General features: G+C 70.2%; 18 protein-coding genes. 7 read left to right on the top strand and 11 right to left on the bottom strand.

The window, feature by feature from the left end; genetic code table 11:
- Positions 1-35: 35 nt before the first annotated feature.
- Positions 36-1,469, bottom strand: coding sequence for a gamma-aminobutyraldehyde dehydrogenase (locus tag AF1_RS16700; RefSeq protein ID WP_067799413.1), 1,434 nt, complete (start codon positions 1,467-1,469; stop codon positions 36-38).
- Between the two features lie 165 nt (positions 1,470-1,634).
- Between AF1_RS16700 and AF1_RS16695 the strand changes: the two genes are divergently transcribed.
- The 3 genes from AF1_RS16695 (at position 1,635) to AF1_RS36820 (ending at position 2,952) form a co-directional block, all read left to right on the top strand.
- Positions 1,635-2,096: an Lrp/AsnC family transcriptional regulator gene (locus AF1_RS16695; RefSeq protein WP_067799410.1), complete on the top strand. Its 462-nt coding sequence runs from the start codon at positions 1,635-1,637 to the stop codon at positions 2,094-2,096.
- A gap of 95 nt (positions 2,097-2,191) precedes the next feature.
- Positions 2,192-2,440 (top strand): type II toxin -antitoxin system TacA 1-like antitoxin, encoded by a 249-nt coding sequence (locus AF1_RS16690; protein ID WP_067799403.1) that lies wholly within the window; start codon positions 2,192-2,194, stop codon positions 2,438-2,440.
- 182 nt (positions 2,441-2,622) lie between these two features.
- Positions 2,623-2,952, top strand: a complete 330-nt coding sequence (locus AF1_RS36820; protein ID WP_067799400.1) for an NUDIX hydrolase — start codon at positions 2,623-2,625, stop codon at positions 2,950-2,952.
- Here the strand turns inward: AF1_RS36820 and AF1_RS16680 are convergent.
- Positions 2,947-3,384: an HIT family protein gene (locus tag AF1_RS16680; protein ID WP_067799397.1), complete on the bottom strand. Its 438-nt coding sequence runs from the start codon at positions 3,382-3,384 to the stop codon at positions 2,947-2,949. The two genes, AF1_RS36820 and AF1_RS16680, sit on opposite strands and share 6 nt — an antisense overlap.
- 301 nt (positions 3,385-3,685) lie before the next feature.
- Between AF1_RS16680 and AF1_RS16675 the strand changes: the two genes are divergently transcribed.
- Both AF1_RS16675 and AF1_RS16670 read left to right on the top strand, forming a co-directional pair.
- On the top strand, positions 3,686-4,402 hold the full coding sequence (locus AF1_RS16675; protein ID WP_067799395.1) for an ATP-binding cassette domain-containing protein: 717 nt from the start codon (positions 3,686-3,688) through the stop codon (positions 4,400-4,402).
- Complete coding sequence (locus tag AF1_RS16670) at positions 4,399-5,088, top strand: hypothetical protein (RefSeq protein WP_067799394.1); 690 nt, start codon at positions 4,399-4,401, stop codon at positions 5,086-5,088. The genes AF1_RS16675 and AF1_RS16670 overlap by 4 nt, the downstream gene beginning before the upstream one ends.
- A 44-nt stretch (positions 5,089-5,132) precedes the next feature.
- Here the strand turns inward: AF1_RS16670 and AF1_RS16665 are convergent, their stop codons facing one another.
- The 3 genes from AF1_RS16665 to rlmN all read right to left on the bottom strand — a co-directional run bounded on the left by AF1_RS16665 (position 5,133) and on the right by rlmN (position 7,738).
- Positions 5,133-5,960 (bottom strand): YwqG family protein, encoded by an 828-nt coding sequence (locus AF1_RS16665; RefSeq protein ID WP_067799393.1) that lies wholly within the window; start codon positions 5,958-5,960, stop codon positions 5,133-5,135.
- 64 nt (positions 5,961-6,024) lie between these two features.
- Entirely contained in the window at positions 6,025-6,528 is a 504-nt protein-coding gene (locus AF1_RS16660) for a DivIVA domain-containing protein (protein WP_165488347.1), read from the bottom strand.
- Between the two features lie 64 nt (positions 6,529-6,592).
- Positions 6,593-7,738, bottom strand: coding sequence for a 23S rRNA (adenine(2503)-C(2))-methyltransferase RlmN (gene rlmN, locus AF1_RS16655; RefSeq protein ID WP_067799389.1), 1,146 nt, complete (start codon positions 7,736-7,738; stop codon positions 6,593-6,595).
- A gap of 105 nt (positions 7,739-7,843) precedes the next feature.
- Here rlmN and AF1_RS16650 point away from each other — a divergent pair, with 105 nt between their 5' ends.
- Positions 7,844-9,004 carry a suppressor of fused domain protein gene (locus AF1_RS16650; protein WP_067799386.1) on the top strand — a complete coding sequence of 387 codons (1,161 nt, stop codon included), beginning with the start codon at positions 7,844-7,846 and terminating at the stop codon, positions 9,002-9,004.
- A gap of 30 nt (positions 9,005-9,034) precedes the next feature.
- Here the strand turns inward: AF1_RS16650 and AF1_RS16645 are convergent, their stop codons facing one another.
- The 5 genes from AF1_RS16645 to rpsB all read right to left on the bottom strand — a co-directional run bounded on the left by AF1_RS16645 (position 9,035) and on the right by rpsB (position 13,466).
- Entirely contained in the window at positions 9,035-10,033 is a 999-nt protein-coding gene (locus AF1_RS16645; protein WP_084263015.1) for a phosphatidate cytidylyltransferase, read from the bottom strand.
- A 56-nt stretch (positions 10,034-10,089) separates the two neighbouring features.
- Positions 10,090-10,647 (bottom strand): ribosome recycling factor, encoded by a 558-nt coding sequence (gene frr, locus AF1_RS16640; RefSeq protein WP_067799384.1) that lies wholly within the window; start codon positions 10,645-10,647, stop codon positions 10,090-10,092.
- A gap of 74 nt (positions 10,648-10,721) precedes the next feature.
- Positions 10,722-11,471: a UMP kinase gene (gene pyrH, locus AF1_RS16635; RefSeq protein ID WP_067799452.1), complete on the bottom strand. Its 750-nt coding sequence runs from the start codon at positions 11,469-11,471 to the stop codon at positions 10,722-10,724.
- Between the two features lie 116 nt (positions 11,472-11,587).
- Positions 11,588-12,424 (bottom strand): translation elongation factor Ts, encoded by an 837-nt coding sequence (tsf, locus tag AF1_RS16630; protein WP_067799381.1) that lies wholly within the window; start codon positions 12,422-12,424, stop codon positions 11,588-11,590.
- A gap of 82 nt (positions 12,425-12,506) precedes the next feature.
- Entirely contained in the window at positions 12,507-13,466 is a 960-nt protein-coding gene (gene rpsB, locus AF1_RS16625; protein WP_067799379.1) for a 30S ribosomal protein S2, read from the bottom strand.
- Positions 13,467-13,852: 386 nt separating this feature from the next.
- Between rpsB and AF1_RS16620 the strand changes: the two genes are divergently transcribed.
- Positions 13,853-14,545, top strand: a complete 693-nt coding sequence (locus AF1_RS16620) for a murein hydrolase activator EnvC family protein (RefSeq protein ID WP_084263011.1) — start codon at positions 13,853-13,855, stop codon at positions 14,543-14,545.
- A 122-nt stretch (positions 14,546-14,667) separates the two neighbouring features.
- Here the strand turns inward: AF1_RS16620 and AF1_RS33370 are convergent, their stop codons facing one another.
- Complete coding sequence (locus AF1_RS33370; RefSeq protein ID WP_242608720.1) at positions 14,668-15,579, bottom strand: tyrosine recombinase XerC; 912 nt, start codon at positions 15,577-15,579, stop codon at positions 14,668-14,670.
- Positions 15,580-15,654 lie beyond the last annotated feature (75 nt).

Raw genomic sequence — 15,654 nt, 5'->3', positions numbered from 1 at the left:
GGCGGGTCTTCCTTCACGGGCTCGGGCGGCGGTGGTCAGCCGCCGATGTAGTGCATGACGTGCTTGATGCGGGTGTAGTCCTCGATGCCGTACATCGACATGTCCTTGCCGTAGCCGGAGTGCTTGAAGCCGCCGTGCGGCATTTCGGACACGAAGGGTATGTGGGTGTTGACCCACACGGCGCCGAAGTCCAGTGCCTTGCTCATCCGCATGGCGCGGCCGTGGTTCTGCGTCCACACGCTCGCGGCGAGGCCGTACTTGACGCCGTTGGCCCACGCGATGGCCTGCTGCTCGTCCGAGAAGCTCTGCACGGTGATGACCGGCCCGAACACCTCGTTCTGCACCATCTCGTCGTCCTGCTTCAGGCCGCCGACGACGGTGGGCGCGAAGAAGTAGCCGCGGTCCCCGACCCGTTCGCCACCGGTCAGGACCTTCGCGTGGCCGGGCGCCCGGTCGATGAACCCCTGGACGCGCGCGAGCTGGTTCTCGTTGTTCACCGGCCCGTAGAAGGCGTCCGCGTCGCTCGGCGGCCCGACGGCGGTGCCCTTGGCGGCCTCCACGAGCGCCTCGGTGAACTCGCCCCGCAGCCGCTCGGCGACCAGGACGCGCGTGGCGGCGGTGCAGTCCTGCCCCGCGTTGAAGTAGCCGGCCTCGGCGATGCCCGTCGCCGCCGCCTCGACGTCCGCGTCGTCGAAGACGATGACGGGCGCCTTGCCGCCGAGCTCCAGGTGCACGCGCTTGAGATCCCTGGCCGCCGCCGCGGCGACCTCCATGCCGGCCCGGACGCTGCCGGTGATCGACACCATCTGCGGCGTGGGGTGCTCCACCAGCGCGCGTCCGGTGTCGCGGTCGCCGCAGACCACGTTGAAGACGCCCGGCGGCAGGACCTCGGCCGCGATCTCCGCCAGCATGAGCGTGCTCGCCGGCGTCGTCTCCGACGGCTTGAGCACGACGGTGTTGCCCGCCGCCAGCGCCGGCCCGAACTTCCAGACCGCCATCATCATCGGGTAGTTCCAGGGCGTCACCTGCGCACACACCCCGATCGGCTCCCGCCGGATCGAGGAGGTGTGGTCCGCCATGTACTCGCCGGTCGCCTTGCCCTCCAGCACGCGGGAGGCCCCGGCGAAGAAGCGGAGGTTGTCCACCATCGGCGGCACCTCCTCGTCCAGGGTCAGCTGGACCGGCTTGCCGGTGTCGCGGACCTCGGCCTTCACCAGGTCCTCGGCCCGTGCCTCGACCGCGTCCGCGAACCGCAGCATCGCCAGGCTGCGCTCACCCGGCGTGGCGTCGCGCCAAGCGGGGAACGCGTCGGCCGCCGCGCGGAACGCGGCATCGACGTCCTCGGCGCCGGACACGGGCGCCTCCGCGTACGCCTCGCCGGTGCTCGGGTCGACCACCTCCAGCGTCCGCCCGTCCTTGGCGTCCACGTACTCGCCGCCGATAAAGTTGCGCAGCCGCTCGCCGCTCATCCTCAGGTCCCTCCTGGGCAACGTCGCCCGTTGTGTCCTGTTGGCCCGACCCTGACAGAGGATTCAGCCCAACACAAGTGATTCCGTTGTTACGATCCAGTTTCACGACTGATTCGCTTGGTCCAGACGCCTCCCACTCTCGATGCCGCAACTAGGAGACCGCCCATGGAACGCGCATCCCGCGTCCAGCTCGACGAGACCGCGAAGCACATCATCGAGCAGCTCCAGCAGGACGGCCGCCGCTCCTACGCTGCCATCGGCAAGGCCGTCGGCCTGTCGGAGGCCGCCGTCCGCCAGCGCGTCCAGAAGCTCCTCGACGCCGGCGTCATGCAGATCGTCGGCGTCACCGACCCGCTCATGCTCGGTTTCTTCCGGCAGATGATGATCGGGGTCAAGTGCGAGGGCGACCTGGAGAGGATCGCCGACGAGCTCGCCGGCCTCCCCGAGATCGACTACGTCGTCATCACGGCCGGCTCGTTCGACATCCTCGTCGAGCTGGTCTGCGAGGACGACGCACGTCTGCTGGAACTTCTCGGCCGTATCCGCGCCGTGCCCGGGGTCGTCTCCACGGAAGGGTTCGTCTACCTCAAGCTGCGCAAACAGACCTACTCCTGGGGGACCCGCTGACTCCTCCGCACACCCGACGATTCTCGTTCTCAATGGGGATGTCCAGGCAACACCTCGCGGCGTACTTTTAAGAGCCGCAAGGAAGGAGACCGGCCATGCCAGAGTCGGTCCGCCAGGACCTTCCCGCCACCGATGACCACATCGCCTTCTGCACCTCCGCGGACCAGTTCCACGCAATCCGCAAGGCGGCCGAGCTGATCGGCTGGACGATCACCGACTACGTCCTCTCCGCCGCCCTGGACCGAGCCGAACGCGACCTCCACGAACACGCCACCTGCCAAGCGCCCCCCGCCGACGTCGACCCGACACCTCCCTACGTGGCTCTCCTGATAGCACTGACCTGAGCGCCGCACCGGCCGAGGAGTCTCCCGCCCCGCCACCAACGCTCCCGAGCATCCCCCGCCTCCCACCGAGCGCGCCCGACCACGGGCATCCGAACCGGCCACCCTGATTGGGTGCGCGGACACCCCGTGGCTTCGGGCGGGCTCGGCGGGAGGACACCACCGCGCAACCGGAGGACCGGTCCATGGGCGAAGCCCTGGCGGAGGACGACGAGGGCAACGCGCTTCTCGGCTTCCCGGCGGCCACGCACACCCCCGCCGCACCGCTCGACGCGCCGATGCCCGCGGCCCTCGCCGCCGTCTGGCACGATCACCACCTGCTCCTGGTCTTCGACCGCCACCGCCACCGCCACCAGTGGGAGCTACCAGAGGGCCGCATCGAACCGGGCGAAACACCCCTCGAAGCGGCCGTCCGCGAACTGCGTGAAGAGAGCGGCCTCCACCTTCCCGGCCTCGTCCTCGCCGGCCATGAGCAACGGCCGCGGACACACCCCGGGCACCCGGTGGGGTCATGAACGGCCGGCGACCGCTTCGGACAGGCGCGCCGCATACCCGGCCGCCTCCCCGTCGGAGTCGTACTTGTGCCGCGGCCAGAAGAAACCCCGGAGCCCGTCCTTCCGATTGCGCGGCACCACGTGCACATGCAGATGCGGGACGCTCTGGCTGATCCGGTTGTTCATGGCCACGAACGATCCCGCCGCGCCGAGCACCGACTCCATCGCCCCCGCGAGCCGCTGGGCGTGCCCGAAGAACGGGCCGAGAAAGTCCCCGGGCAGATCGCCCAGCGTCTCGTAGTGCGTCCGCGGAACCAGCAACGTATGGCCCTTGAACAGCGGCCGCGCATCCAGGAACGCCACCGCGTCCGGCGCGTCCAGCACGACATGCGCCGCCCGCTCCCCCGCAACGATCTCGCAGAATACGCAGCCCTTGCCCGCCGGCTCACCCATCCCCTCATTCTCCCGCCCCCGCACAGTCCCGCAGCCCCCGCACACCGCTGAGGGGACGTACGGGTTCCGGCACCTCTCTGTGTCAAGCGGCGGTGAGCAGGGAGGCGGCCGCCTTGCCGGCTCGGTGGCGTCGATCGCGGTCCGCAGCCAAGATCAGCAAGGCGATGGCCGGATCGCTCGCGTCCCACCTGCCGTTCACCGGCCCCCCGCCGAGGAAACCTGCGGGCCGCCACACGCTCGCGGGTGGGGGCGAGTGCGATTAACGCCGCCCTTACGGGCGGGGGCTTATCGTGCGGTTCTCATGCGGCTTGAGAGTGTCGCCTTTCGTTATCGCCGGTCGGACCCCTGGGTGCTCAAGGACGTCACGCTGTCCCTCGATCCCGGCAGCGTGACCGAGGTGACCGGGCGTAACGGCGCCGGGAAGTCCACCTTGCTGCGCATGGTCGCAGGTTTACGGAAACCTCGTGCGGGCGTCGTCAAAGACCGGCCGGCACGGGTGGGGTACGCGCCTGAGCGTTTCCCCGTGGACCAGCCGTTCAGCGTCCGCGGGTATCTGCGGCACATGGCCGCGATGCGCCGCGTGCCGGCGGACGCGGCCGGCACATGGGCGGAGCGGCTCGGCTTCGATCACCTTCTCGACGTGCGGCTCCCCGAGTTGTCGAAGGGCAGCGCCCAGAAGATCGGGCTCGCGCAGGCCCTCATGGGCGACCCGGAACTCCTGGTCCTGGACGAGCCGTTCGCAGGTCTGGACGCGGCCACGCGCGGCGCCCTCCCCGGGCTGATCTCCGACCTCGCAGGCGACGGCGCGACCGTGGTCGTCAGCGACCACCAGCGGTGCATCGAGGCTCTCCCGGACGTCGACCGGCTGCGTGTGGCCGAGGCGACGGTCACCCGGCTCCCGTCCGGTGCGGCCACGGACTGGACCGTCCTGGAGGTCGAGGTACCCGAGGACCATGCCGACACCGTGGAGACCAAGCTCCGCGCGGACGGCTACCGGGTACGGAGGCCCAAGCGATGATCGCGCTCGTCCGATTTCAGGTCGCCGGCTACGCCGGTTCGCTGCGCGTCCTGCAGCCGCTGATCATCGTGGCGCTGTTCGTGGCGCTGTTCCTCGTGCAGGGGCCGAGCGGACCGCATGCGGCCGACCTCGCCGCCCGGACGTTCGCGGACACGGCCGCGTTCATGTTCCCGGTGTGGGCCTGGGCGGCGCGCGCCCTGCTCGACACCCAGCCCGACGAGCAGCGCGCACTGACGGCCACCGCCGTCCGCCACCGTTCCACTCCCATCTGGGCGGGGCTGCTCGCGGCGTACGGAACGAACCTCTCCCTGGGCGCCGTCGCATTGCTCGTTCCCCTCCTTCAGGCCGTCCGGTTGGAGTGCCCCGGATCAGCGATCCTGGCCGGCTGTGCCCTGAACGCTCTCGTCGCCGTTCCCGGCACCCTGCTCGGCGCCTGGACGAGCCGGGCGCTCATCCCCGATCCGGGCGTGTCCCTGCTCGTTCTCCTCGGCGGGGCCACCGCGCTTCTTCTCCTCGGCATCGGACGCCTCGCCTGGCTCTCCGTCCCGATGATCGATTGGCTGCGTGCGGCCCACCACGGCCCGGCGGCCTTCACCTCCCGCTTCCCCGCGATAGCGCTCCACCTCCTCCTCTGGTCCGCCGTCGTCGGCGCCGCCTACGTCGCCACCGCCCACCGCCGCCCCTGACCTCACCGCGGCGGGTGTGGCGCGCGGTCAGGCGGCTTGCAGAATCAGGCGGCTTGCAGGGTCAGCCATGCTCGTTCCAAGGGGTCGTCCTGGCGGTTGCAGAAGTACACGCGGCCCGGGTCGCCCCAGTACCAGCCGAGGCGGTCGTCGGAGTCGAGTTGGAGGAGGAGGCGCCACTCCTCCACGGCGCGCTGCTCCTCGGGGGTGAGGGATGGCGGCTTGACGGAGTCCAGGGTGCGGCCCGTTGACGCGTACAGGCAGTCAGGGCCGATCGGACGCTGGATCAGGGTCGGCCATCCGCCCAGTTGGTGGACCGGCATGTCGTCCGGCCACGTGTGGCGCGTCCAGGCTGCGTGCAGTTGCTCGTAGACGGGCAGGAGGCCGCTGTAGATGGTGTCCATGCGCCGCACCACGGCCTCTTGGGGCGAGGGCAGGGAGAGGAACGGAGTGGCACTCAGCGCGGCCTGGGGGTAGATGGCCGCGCCCGGCGGCGGGCTCGTTTCGCGGAGGTCGCCGGTGAGGACGCGCCAGCCGTTCCGCTGTGCGGCCTTGTCGCCCCAGGGCCGCGGGATCTCGTCGGTGTAGTAGAAGGCGGCATTGCCGGACGACGGCAGACCGGGGATCCCGCCGAAGCGGGCGAGCCCGGTGAAGTCGATCGCGCCGAGGAAGGCCAGGGAGCGGCCCTCCCACGTGGGCCAGGGTTCGCCCGGCGGCAGGAGGGGCGTACCGCCGAGGCGGACGTGGACCCCGTCCCCGGCGCCGGGCCGCAACGCGGGCCTGGCCAGGGGCAGCAGGACCGCCGAGAGCTCGGGCGTGAGGAAGACGTCGAACAGGGCGCGGAGCCGCTGCCGCTGTGCCACGAAGTTGTCCATGCGCGTAGCGTGACCTCGCGCGGCGGCCACACGCAGCCGCGGCCGAAATTGTGGATAACTCCGGTCAGTGCTCCAGGGCGCTCGCGAGCTGCACCAGGAACCGGTCGACCTCCTGCTCGTCGTAGCCGGGCCCCAGCCGGACGACGCGGAAGGCGCTTTCCCGAACATCCCGGGCCGTCACGGGCGGGGCCGCGCCGCGCAGGCCGGCGATCACCCGGTCCAGGAACGCGTCCACGTCCCGCACGTCGTAGCCGGGGCGCAGGCCGGCCCCGGAGAACCGGGCGTTCTGGATCCAGGTGATCAGCCACGCCGGGTGCGCGCGGGGCCGTCCGGGACGTTCCCTGATCGGCGCCCTGGCCCAAAGTTCCCTGATGCACTCGCGCAGCAGTTCGTCCACCGCGCGGTTGTCGTAGCCGCGCAGGACGACGTCGAAACGGGCCGCGCGCACCTCGTCCGCGGAGACCGGCGGCCCGCCGTCCAGCGCCTGCGAGATCCGCTTCAGCAGGGCGTCGACCTGGTTCCGGTCGTAGCCGCGCAAGGCCACCGGCAACCGCGCGCTCGTCCTCACCCGTACCGTGCTCCTCAGCGGCGTCCCGCGCCCGCGGGACGCCGGGGACACGTCCGCGGCGCGCTCAGTCCCTGGTCGACGCGGCCAGCTGGCCGCAGGCCCCGTCGATCTCCCTGCCCCGGGTGTCGCGCACCGTGACCGGGACCCCGTGGGCCTCCAGGCGCCGGACGAACTCGCGCTCGTCCTCGGGCCGGGAGGCGGTCCACTTGGAACCCGGTGTCGGATTCAACGGGATCAGATTGACGTGTACGAGATGCCCGCGCAAGAGCCTGCCGAGAAGATCGGCCCGCCATGCCTGGTCGTTGATGTCCTTGATGAGGGCGTATTCGATCGAGACACGGCGGCCACTGCGATCCGCGTAGGCCCACGCCGCGTCCAGGACTTCGGACACCTTCCACCGGTTGTTGATGGGCACCAGATCGTCCCGTAGCTCGTCGTCGGGCGCGTGCAGGGACACCGCCAGCCGGACGGACATGTCCTCAGCGGCGAGCTTCTCGATCGCGGGGACGAGCCCGACCGTGGAGACCGTGACCGACCGCTGGGAGATGCCCAACCCGGCAGGCGCCGGATCAGTGATACGACGCACCGCGCCTATCACGGCCTTGTAGTTGGCCAGGGGTTCACCCATGCCCATGAAGACAATGTTCGAGACGCGTCCCGGCCCACCCGGGATGCGCCCACGCGCGAGTGCGCGCGCGCCCGCGGCGACCTGCTCGACGATCTCGGCCGTGGAAAGGTTACGGGTGAGCCCCGCCTGCCCCGTCGCGCAGAAGGGGCAGTTCATGCCGCACCCCGCCTGGGATGAGACGCACATCGTGGCCCGGTCCGGGTAGCGCATGAGCACGGATTCGAACAGGACGCCGTCGAACGCCTTCCAGACGGTCTTCAGCGTCGTCCCGCCGTCACAGTCGAGTTCGCGCACGGGCGTCAGCAGCGAGGGCAGCAGCTCGGACACGAGGCGTTCGCGGACGGCGGCCGGCAGATCGGTCATCTTGCCGGGGTCGTCGACAAGACGGGCGAAGTAGTGCCGGGACAGCTGGTCGGCGCGGAACGGCTTCTCCCCCAGCTCGGCGACCGCCTCCCGGCGCTCGGCCGTGGTGAGGTCGGCCAGGTGCCTCGGCGGCCTGGCGCGCCTCGGGGCGGCGAAGACGAGTTTCGCCGGGGTCTTCGCGGGCGCGGTGCCGCTGGTGTCGGGCGGGGTCGTAGACATGGTCCTTCCAGTGTCGCAAACACCGGCCGGTGCCTCGTCCGTCCGCGAACGACGTGTAGGGCGACATTCCTGCACATGACCTTGTCTGCGACTAAGGTCTCGATCATGGCGGTATTGCGTAGGGGCGACGCCTCGCCCCGAGGGTCCGCGGCCAAGGTCGTTCACGCCGCGGCGAGCCCGTACGGCAGTCGGCGGCTCATCGTCGAGACCGACGGCGACGTCACCGTGGCCTACCTGAAGGACGCACGGGACTCGGTGGTCGGGGCAACGTGGGTCGCCAACCACCGCAAGGCCCCGCCGGAGCTGGACCAGTCCCGGCTGGACGCGGGCCGTGCGCCCCTCCTGCCGGAGTCCCACGTGCACCATCCGCCGGGACGCGCCGCGCTGGACGCCGAGGCCCTGGAAGTGGTGTGGTTCGAGGAAGGCGACGGTGTCGCCGTCCTGGAGGCGGGCGATCCCCTGTTCGTGATCCCCGGCTGGTCGGACATGGGACGCGGCATCCCCGGATACGCCCGCGACGCCACACGGCAGAGCCCGTTCGCGTTCCCCCTGGACGAGGAGATCAAGGACTTCGGGCCACGCATCGACCAGGCGCGTGAGCACTGGAAGCGGTGCCACGCCGACGGTTCCTGGGCTGAGTTCCAGCAGTCGGTGCTCGGCCATCTGCTGCAAAGGCTCGGACCAAGTGGCCACTACTGGCACGACGTTGGACGGCAACTGGCGAGCGGCAGAACCGGGGTGGCCCCGACTGTAGGCGTGTCAGAACGTCCCGCGAGAGGCGATCGTGACTTCACCGTGTTGAGCACGGTCGGGATGAGCCGCCAACGTATGCCCACGGTCGAACTGTACGAAGACGACGTCGCCCCATACGGACGGATAGAACTCGCCGTCGCCAGCACACTCCCCAGCCAGAAGGCCGGCAGCATCTTTCCCTGGCTGGCGCAGTACCCATGGCGGTCGGTGACATGGTTCGCGCCTGGAGACGTCGTCAAGTGGTACCACGAGGCCCGCACGTTCCCCCTGGGCGGCGGCGAGTCGTCCTGGGAAGGCGTACTGCTCCTGGACGACCCGAGCCGTCTGGCAGGCCCTGAAGCGCCCGCGCTGACCGGGCTGACACTCAACGGCGACGCCGTCCGATGGCTGTGGCTCGTGCCCATCACCGGTGAGGATCACCGCTACGCCAAGAGCGAGGGATCGGACGCGCTCATCCGGCGTCTTGCCCAGCAGGGCCGCTCCTGGGTCATTTCCCAGGAGCGCTCTGGCTGACCTGTCCTCGAAACGCGCCCTGGCGGCGTCTCAGCTCGGAAGGAACAGTTCCAGAAGAAGCCACACGACGGGGGCCGTCGCGATCAGGGAGTCGAGGCGGTCCATCACCCCGCCGTGGCCCGGAAGGAGTGTTCCCATGTCCTTGATGCCGAGGTCACGCTTGACCATCGACTCGACGAGGTCGCCGGCGGTCGCGGTGACCACGGCGGCGAGCCCGATGAGCACACCTTGCCAGACGTGCCCGCCGTCCAGGAGCCACCACACCAGCCAGCCACCGACGGCCATGCACGTGATGGCCGAGCCGGTGACGCCCTCCCATGTCTTCTTGGGGCTGATCGTGGGCGCCAGCTTGTGCCTGCCCAAGAAGGACCCGGCGAAATAACCGCCGATGTCGCTCGCGACGGTCGTGGCGATGAAGATGACGATGCGGTGGTCGCCGTCGTCCGGGCGCATGAGCAGCGCGACGATCCCGCCCATGAGCACCAGGTAGCCCGCTATGAACGACCCTGCGGCGACATCCCGCACGTATCCGGCGGCGCCCTCGGTCATGCGCGTCATCAACAGCGCCAGCACGGTCAGGGACACCGCCGCCACCGTGGCGGTGGGCCCCCATATGTAGGCGGCGATGGGTGTGCCGACCATGCCCGCCGCGACCGGAATGAACGGGACGTGGATGTCGCGGCTCTTGAACGCCTCGGTGATCTCGCGCATACCGAGGAAGAGGAACACGACCATCACGCCAAGGAAGATCTCCTTGACTGTGTAGAGCGACACCAGGACCAGCGCGCCCAGGGCGACGCCCACGCCGATGGCCAGCGGCAGGTTACGGCCGGTCTTGCTCTCACGTTTCCCTTCGGCCTCCCCAGAGGGGCCTTCAGGGGACGCGTCGGAATGCGTCGTATTCGACGTCCCAGAAGGGAACGCGGCGGTGGCACCGGAGGGCGGCACGTCCGCAGGGGGGACGTTCTTCGCGGAGCCGTCCTGCTCGGAGGGCGAGTCCAGTGCTTCTCCGGGGGGTGGGCCGGCCATGTCGACCTCCGGCTCATCCGGGGAACCCGAAGGCCCCCCGGCATCGTCGAGTTCCATCAAACCTCGAGCAGTTCGGCCTTCTTGTGCTCGAGCAGTTCGTCGACCTGCGCCACGTAACGGTGCGTCATGTCGTCGAGATCCTTCTCGGCACGCCGCACCTCGTCCTCGCCGGCCTCGCCGTCCTTGGCGAGCTTGTCGAGGGTGTCCTTGGCGCGCCGGCGGATGTTGCGGATGGAGACCCGGCTCTCCTCGGCCTTCGTCCCGGCGACCTTGATGAACTCGCGGCGGCGCTCCTCCGACAGCTCGGGGAACACGACCCGGATGACATTGCCGTCGTTGGTGGGGTTCACGCCGAGGTCGCTGTCGCGGATCGCCTTCTCCACCGCCTGCATGGACGACTTGTCGAAGACCTGGACGATGACCATCCGCGGCTCCGGGAGCGTGAACGACGCGAGCTGGTTGACCGGCGTCGGCGTCCCGTAGTACTCGGCGGTGATCTTGTTGAACATCGCGGGGGTGACCCGCCCGGTGCGGATGGCCTGGAAGTCCTCCTTGGCGACCGCGACCGCCTTCTCCATCTTCTCCTCGGCTTCGAGGAGGGTCTCGTCGATCACTGCGACTCCCATGTCATCTGGTCGGCCCTGGTCCTGCGGTCGGGCGGCACGGACGGCGCCGCCGCGGGCTGCGGTCAGCCCTGTGCCGGGCTGACCAGCGTGCCGATCTTCTCACCCCGGACGGCCCGGACGATGTTGCCCTGCCCCATGAGGTCGAAGACCACGATGGGGAGCGCGTTGTCCATGCAGAGACTGATGGCCGTGGCGTCCATGACCTTCAGGCCCCGCTGTAGAACTTCACCGTATTCCAAACGGTCGAACTTGACCGCCTCTGGATTCTTTCGTGGATCGGCGTCGTACACGCCGTCCACCTGGGTTGCCTTCAGTACCGCCTCTGCCCCGATCTCCAGCGCGCGCTGCGCGGCGGTGGTGTCGGTGGAGAAGAACGGCTGGCCGAGTCCGGCGCCGAAGATGACCACGCGGCCCTTCTCCAGGTGCCGCATGGCGCGCCGCGGGATGTACGGCTCCGCCACCTGGCTCATGGTGATGGCGGTCTGCACGCGCGTGTCCAGCCCGAGCTTCTCCAGGAAGTCCTGGAGGGCCAGGCAGTTGATGACGGTACCGATCATCCCCATGTAGTCGGCGCGGCCCCGGTCCATGCCGCGTTCGGCCATGACGGCGCCGCGGAACATGTTGCCGCCGCCGCACACGACCGCCACCTGCACGCCGTCCCGGACGGCTTCGGCGATGGCCTCGGCGACGTGCTGCACGACCTCGGGGTCGATGCCGAGCGGGTCACGTCCGGCGAACGCCTCGCCCGACAGCTTCAGCAGCACCCGCTTCCAGCCGGCCCGCGGCGCGTGCTGGCCGGAGGCGCTCCGAATGGATGGGGCCCGGTCGGACGACGAGGCCGCCGTCGCGCTGGTGGTCGTCTTGTCCTGCACGTCGGCGGCCTCCTCGTTGCGTTGCGATGTCTCGGGTACCTGTCTCCAGAGTGCCCTTATGCCTGCCCGACCTTGAACCGGGCGAAGCGGACGACCTTCACCCCGGCCTCGTCGAGGACCTTGGCGACCGTCTTCTTGCCGTCCTTCACGAACGCCTGCTCCAGGAGCACGAAGTCGCGGAAGTAGGCGTTCACCCGGCCCTCGACGATCTTGGGAATGGCCTGCTCGGGCTTGCCCTCGTCGCGGGTGAGCTGCTCGGCGAGCGCCCGCTCCTTCTCGATCGCCTCGGCGGGGATCTCCTCGCGGGCGAGGTACTTCGGCGCCATCGCGGCGATCTGCTGCGCGACGTCCTTGGCCACCTCGGCGTTCTCGGTGTCCAGCTCGACCAGCACGCCGGTGGTCGGCGGCAGGGACGGGTCGGACTTGTGCAGGTAGCTGGCCACGAAGGCGCCCTGGAAGTGGGCGAAGCGGCGCAGCTCCAGCTTCTCGCCGATCTTGGCGCTGTTCTCCTCGATCAGGGCCTGGACGGTCTTGCCGGGCTCGATCTCGGCCTTCAGCAGGGCCTCGGCGTCGGCGGCGCCGCTGCCGGCGGCGAACTCGACAAGACGCTGGGCCAGCTCGATGAACTGCGCGTTCTTGGCGACGAAGTCGGTCTCGCAGTTGAGCTCCAGGAGCGCCCCGTCCCCGGAGTTGGCAAAGTACTCGGCGACCAGCCCGTTGGCGGCGGTGCGCTCGGCGCGCTTGCCGACGTCCTTGGCGCCCTTGAGGCGCAGCAGTTCCGTCGCCTTCTCGAAGTCGCCGTCCGCCTCGGTGAGGGCGTTCTTCACGGCCATCATGCCGGAGCCGGTCAGGTCGCGGAGCCGCTTGACGTCAGCGGCGGTGAAGTTGGCCATCGCTCTCTTCGCTTCTCTCGTCGTTGGTCGTGGGACCCGCGACGGTCCCGGCGGCGCCCGCGGGGCCGCCGGGACCGCGGGATCAAGCCTGCTCGGCCTCGGCGGGCTGCGCCTGCTCGGGCTGAGCGGCCTGCGCCTGCTCGGACTGGGCGGCCTCGGTGCTCGCGGCGGCGTCCGCCGGAGCCTCGGTGCTCGCGGCGGCGTCCGCCGGAGCCTCGGCGGGCGCCTCGGCCGGAGCCTCGGCCGGCTTGTTCTCCAGCAGGTCGCGCTCCCACTCGGCCAGCGGCTCGGCGGAGCCCGCCGCCGCGGCGCCCTCGGCCGGCTTCTCGTCCCCGCCGGTCGCGGCGCCCGCGCGGGCGAGGAGGCCGTCGGCGACGGAGTCGGCCACCACGCGGGTCAGCAGGCTGACGCTGCGGATGGCGTCGTCGTTGCCCGGGACCGGGTAGTCGACCTCGTCGGGGTCGCAGTTGGTGTCGAGGATCGCCACGACCGGGATGCCGAGCTTCTTGGCCTCGTTGACCGCGATGTGCTCCTTCTTGGTGTCCACGATCCAGATGGCGCTCGGCACCTTCGCCATGTCGCGGATACCGCCGAGGGTGCGCTCCAGCTTGTCCTTCTCACGGCGCAGGCCGAGCAGCTCCTTCTTGGTCATGCCGGAGCCGGCCACGTCGTCGTAGTTGATCTCCTCCAGCTCCTTGAGCCGGGTCAGCCGCTTGTGGACGGTGGAGAAGTTGGTGAGCATGCCGCCCAGCCAGCGCTGGTTGACGTAGGGCATGCCGACCCGGGTGGCCTGCTCGGCGATGGACTCCTGGGCCTGCTTCTTGGTGCCGACGAACAGGATCGTGCCGCCGTGGGCCACCGTGGCCCTGACGAACTCGAACGCGCGGTCGATGTAGGACAGCGACTGCTGCAGGTCGATGATGTAGATGCCGTTGCGCTCGGTGAGGATGAAGCGCTTCATCTTCGGGTTCCACCGGCGGGTCTGGTGGCCGAAGTGGACGCCGCTCTCAAGGAGCTGCCGCATGGTGACGACGGGTGCCATTGCCCGTGTTCTCCTTCTCTGGCCCTGCCGGGCCGCATTTGGTTGTCTGCCTGCGCCCGGGTGCCGTCCCACCGCCGCCGAGGCGACGGACCAAGGGACTGCGCCCCACCAGGTCTGCGGTGGCATGCGGACGCGTGAAATCAGCCGCCGTGGGAAAACCCAGGCGGCTGGCCCGTTGCCGGGTCTGAGCCTGTCCGTTCTGGGAGCGGCTTCTCTTCTCCCCGCACTCGGTGGGTCGATGACGGCCTGGCCCTGGCCGGTGCCCTTCCAGGCACCCCTACAGATTATCAGGGCGCCGACGCGGCCGGGTCTCCTCGGCCTCCGCGGTTATCCACAGTTGGCCGACCCTGTCGACGCGCCGCCGCGGCCTCGGCAGGCTGCGGTTCATGACGCTGCTCACACTGCTGCTCACCTGCCTGATCACGGCCGGCCCACCGGGTCTGGACGCCTGGCGATGGCCGTTGGGCCCGCCCGCACCGCGGATCGTCCGGGCCTTCTCACCGCCGTCCTCCCCCTGGGGTCCCGGCCACCGCGGCGTGGACCTGGCGGCACACCCCGGCCAAGCCGTCTACGCCGCCGGACCGGGCCGCGTCTCCTACGCCGACCATCTGGCCGGACGAGGCGTCGTCGCGATCGACCACGGCGTGCTGCGCACGACGTACCTGCCCGTGCGGCCGAGCGTTCACGTTGGCCGTCGGGTCGCGTCCGGCACCCGAATCGGCATTGTGGAGGGCGTCCTGCTCCACTGCCCCGTGCCCTGCCTGCACTGGGGTCTGCGCCGCGGCGCCCTTTACCTGGACCCGCTCACTCTCGTCCAACGCCAGGTACGACTTCTCCCGCGCTGGCCACGCCCTGCACCGTCCCAGAGCCGGCCCGCCGCAGGGCCGGCGCAGCCTCGGATGGTCCTGCGCGACGCCACCACGGCGACGGGCGGCGCACTGGCGGGCGTGGTCCTGACCTTGTCCCTGGCCTTCGCCTGGCGCCGCACCCGGCTGCGTTTCCGCCTCCACCGCCATCGCCGTCCGCCCCCAGGCGTCATCAACCTCTCCCAAGAACGCCGGCTACGCCGCACCCCGTAGCCCGCGCGGCTGCTCCCAGGCTCCCCGGGAGGAATGCCGGTGAGGCGGGCGGCCTTCGCGCTGCGCAGCCGGGATGCCCCCGCTCGCGGCTCCTGGCCTCGTGGCAGGGTCGTGTACCCCGGTCATTCGGGCCGCGTACCGCGAGGGTGGGCTTGGCGATGGACCTGTTTCAGGCGTTCGGCCGAGACGTGCGTGTAGATCTGCGTGGTCTGGAGGGAGGCGTGGCCGAGGATCTCCTGGACGCTCCGCAGGTCGGCGCCGCCCTCCAGCAGGTGGGTGGCGGCGCTGTGCCGGAGTCCGTGAGGGCTCAGGTCCGGGACTTGGCCGACCTCGGCGATCCGCGCATGGACGATGCGGCGTGCACTGGTCGGATGGAGGCGTCCCCCGCGGGCACCCAGGAAGAGGGCCGGGCCGCTGTCTTCTGTCGCAAGTTCGGGACGTCCGGCGCGCAGCCAGTCGTGGACGGCGCGGACGGCGGGTTCGCCTACGGGGACGCTCCGTTCACGTCCGCCCTTGCCGAGGACTCGGATTGTCCGGCGCCCTGTGTCCAGGTCATCGACGTCGAGTCCGCAAAGTTCGCTGACGCGGACGCCCGCCCCATAGAGCACCTCCAGGACGGCCAGATCGCGAAGCCCGAGAGGCCCTTGAACGTCCATGGTGTCGAGTAGGCGTGCCGCATCGTCCTGGGTGAGGACGCTAGGGAGGTCGCGCTGTCGTTTGGGTGTGCCCAGGAGCAGCCCTGGGTCGTCCCGGAGAAGGCCACACCGATGCAGGTGCCGGGTGAACATGCGGACGGCAGCCGTACGGCGAGCCAGGGTGGCACGGGACCGGCCAAGAGCGTGCTGGCGCGCGAGCCAGGCCCGCAGTAACGAGACGTCCAGTTCCGCGGGATCGGTCACGCCGGCGACGGCGGCATAGGCGCACAGGTCGGCCAGGTCACCGAGATACGCCCGCAGCGTGTGCGGCGACACGTCGCGTTCGGCGCGCAGATGGCGTCCGAAGTCGGAGACTGCGTCCTCCAGCGCATTGGTCACAGGCGTCACGGTCCGCCAACGCCCCCGCCGACGCAAGCACCCGCAGGCGGTTTCGAGTGAATTGCCGCGGATCTT

Origin of the sequence: Actinomadura formosensis NBRC 14204 (genome assembly GCF_001552155.1) — a bacterium.
Classification (GTDB): domain Bacteria; phylum Actinomycetota; class Actinomycetes; order Streptosporangiales; family Streptosporangiaceae; genus Spirillospora; species Spirillospora formosensis.
This window is presented reverse-complemented; position numbering and strand designations above follow the sequence as displayed.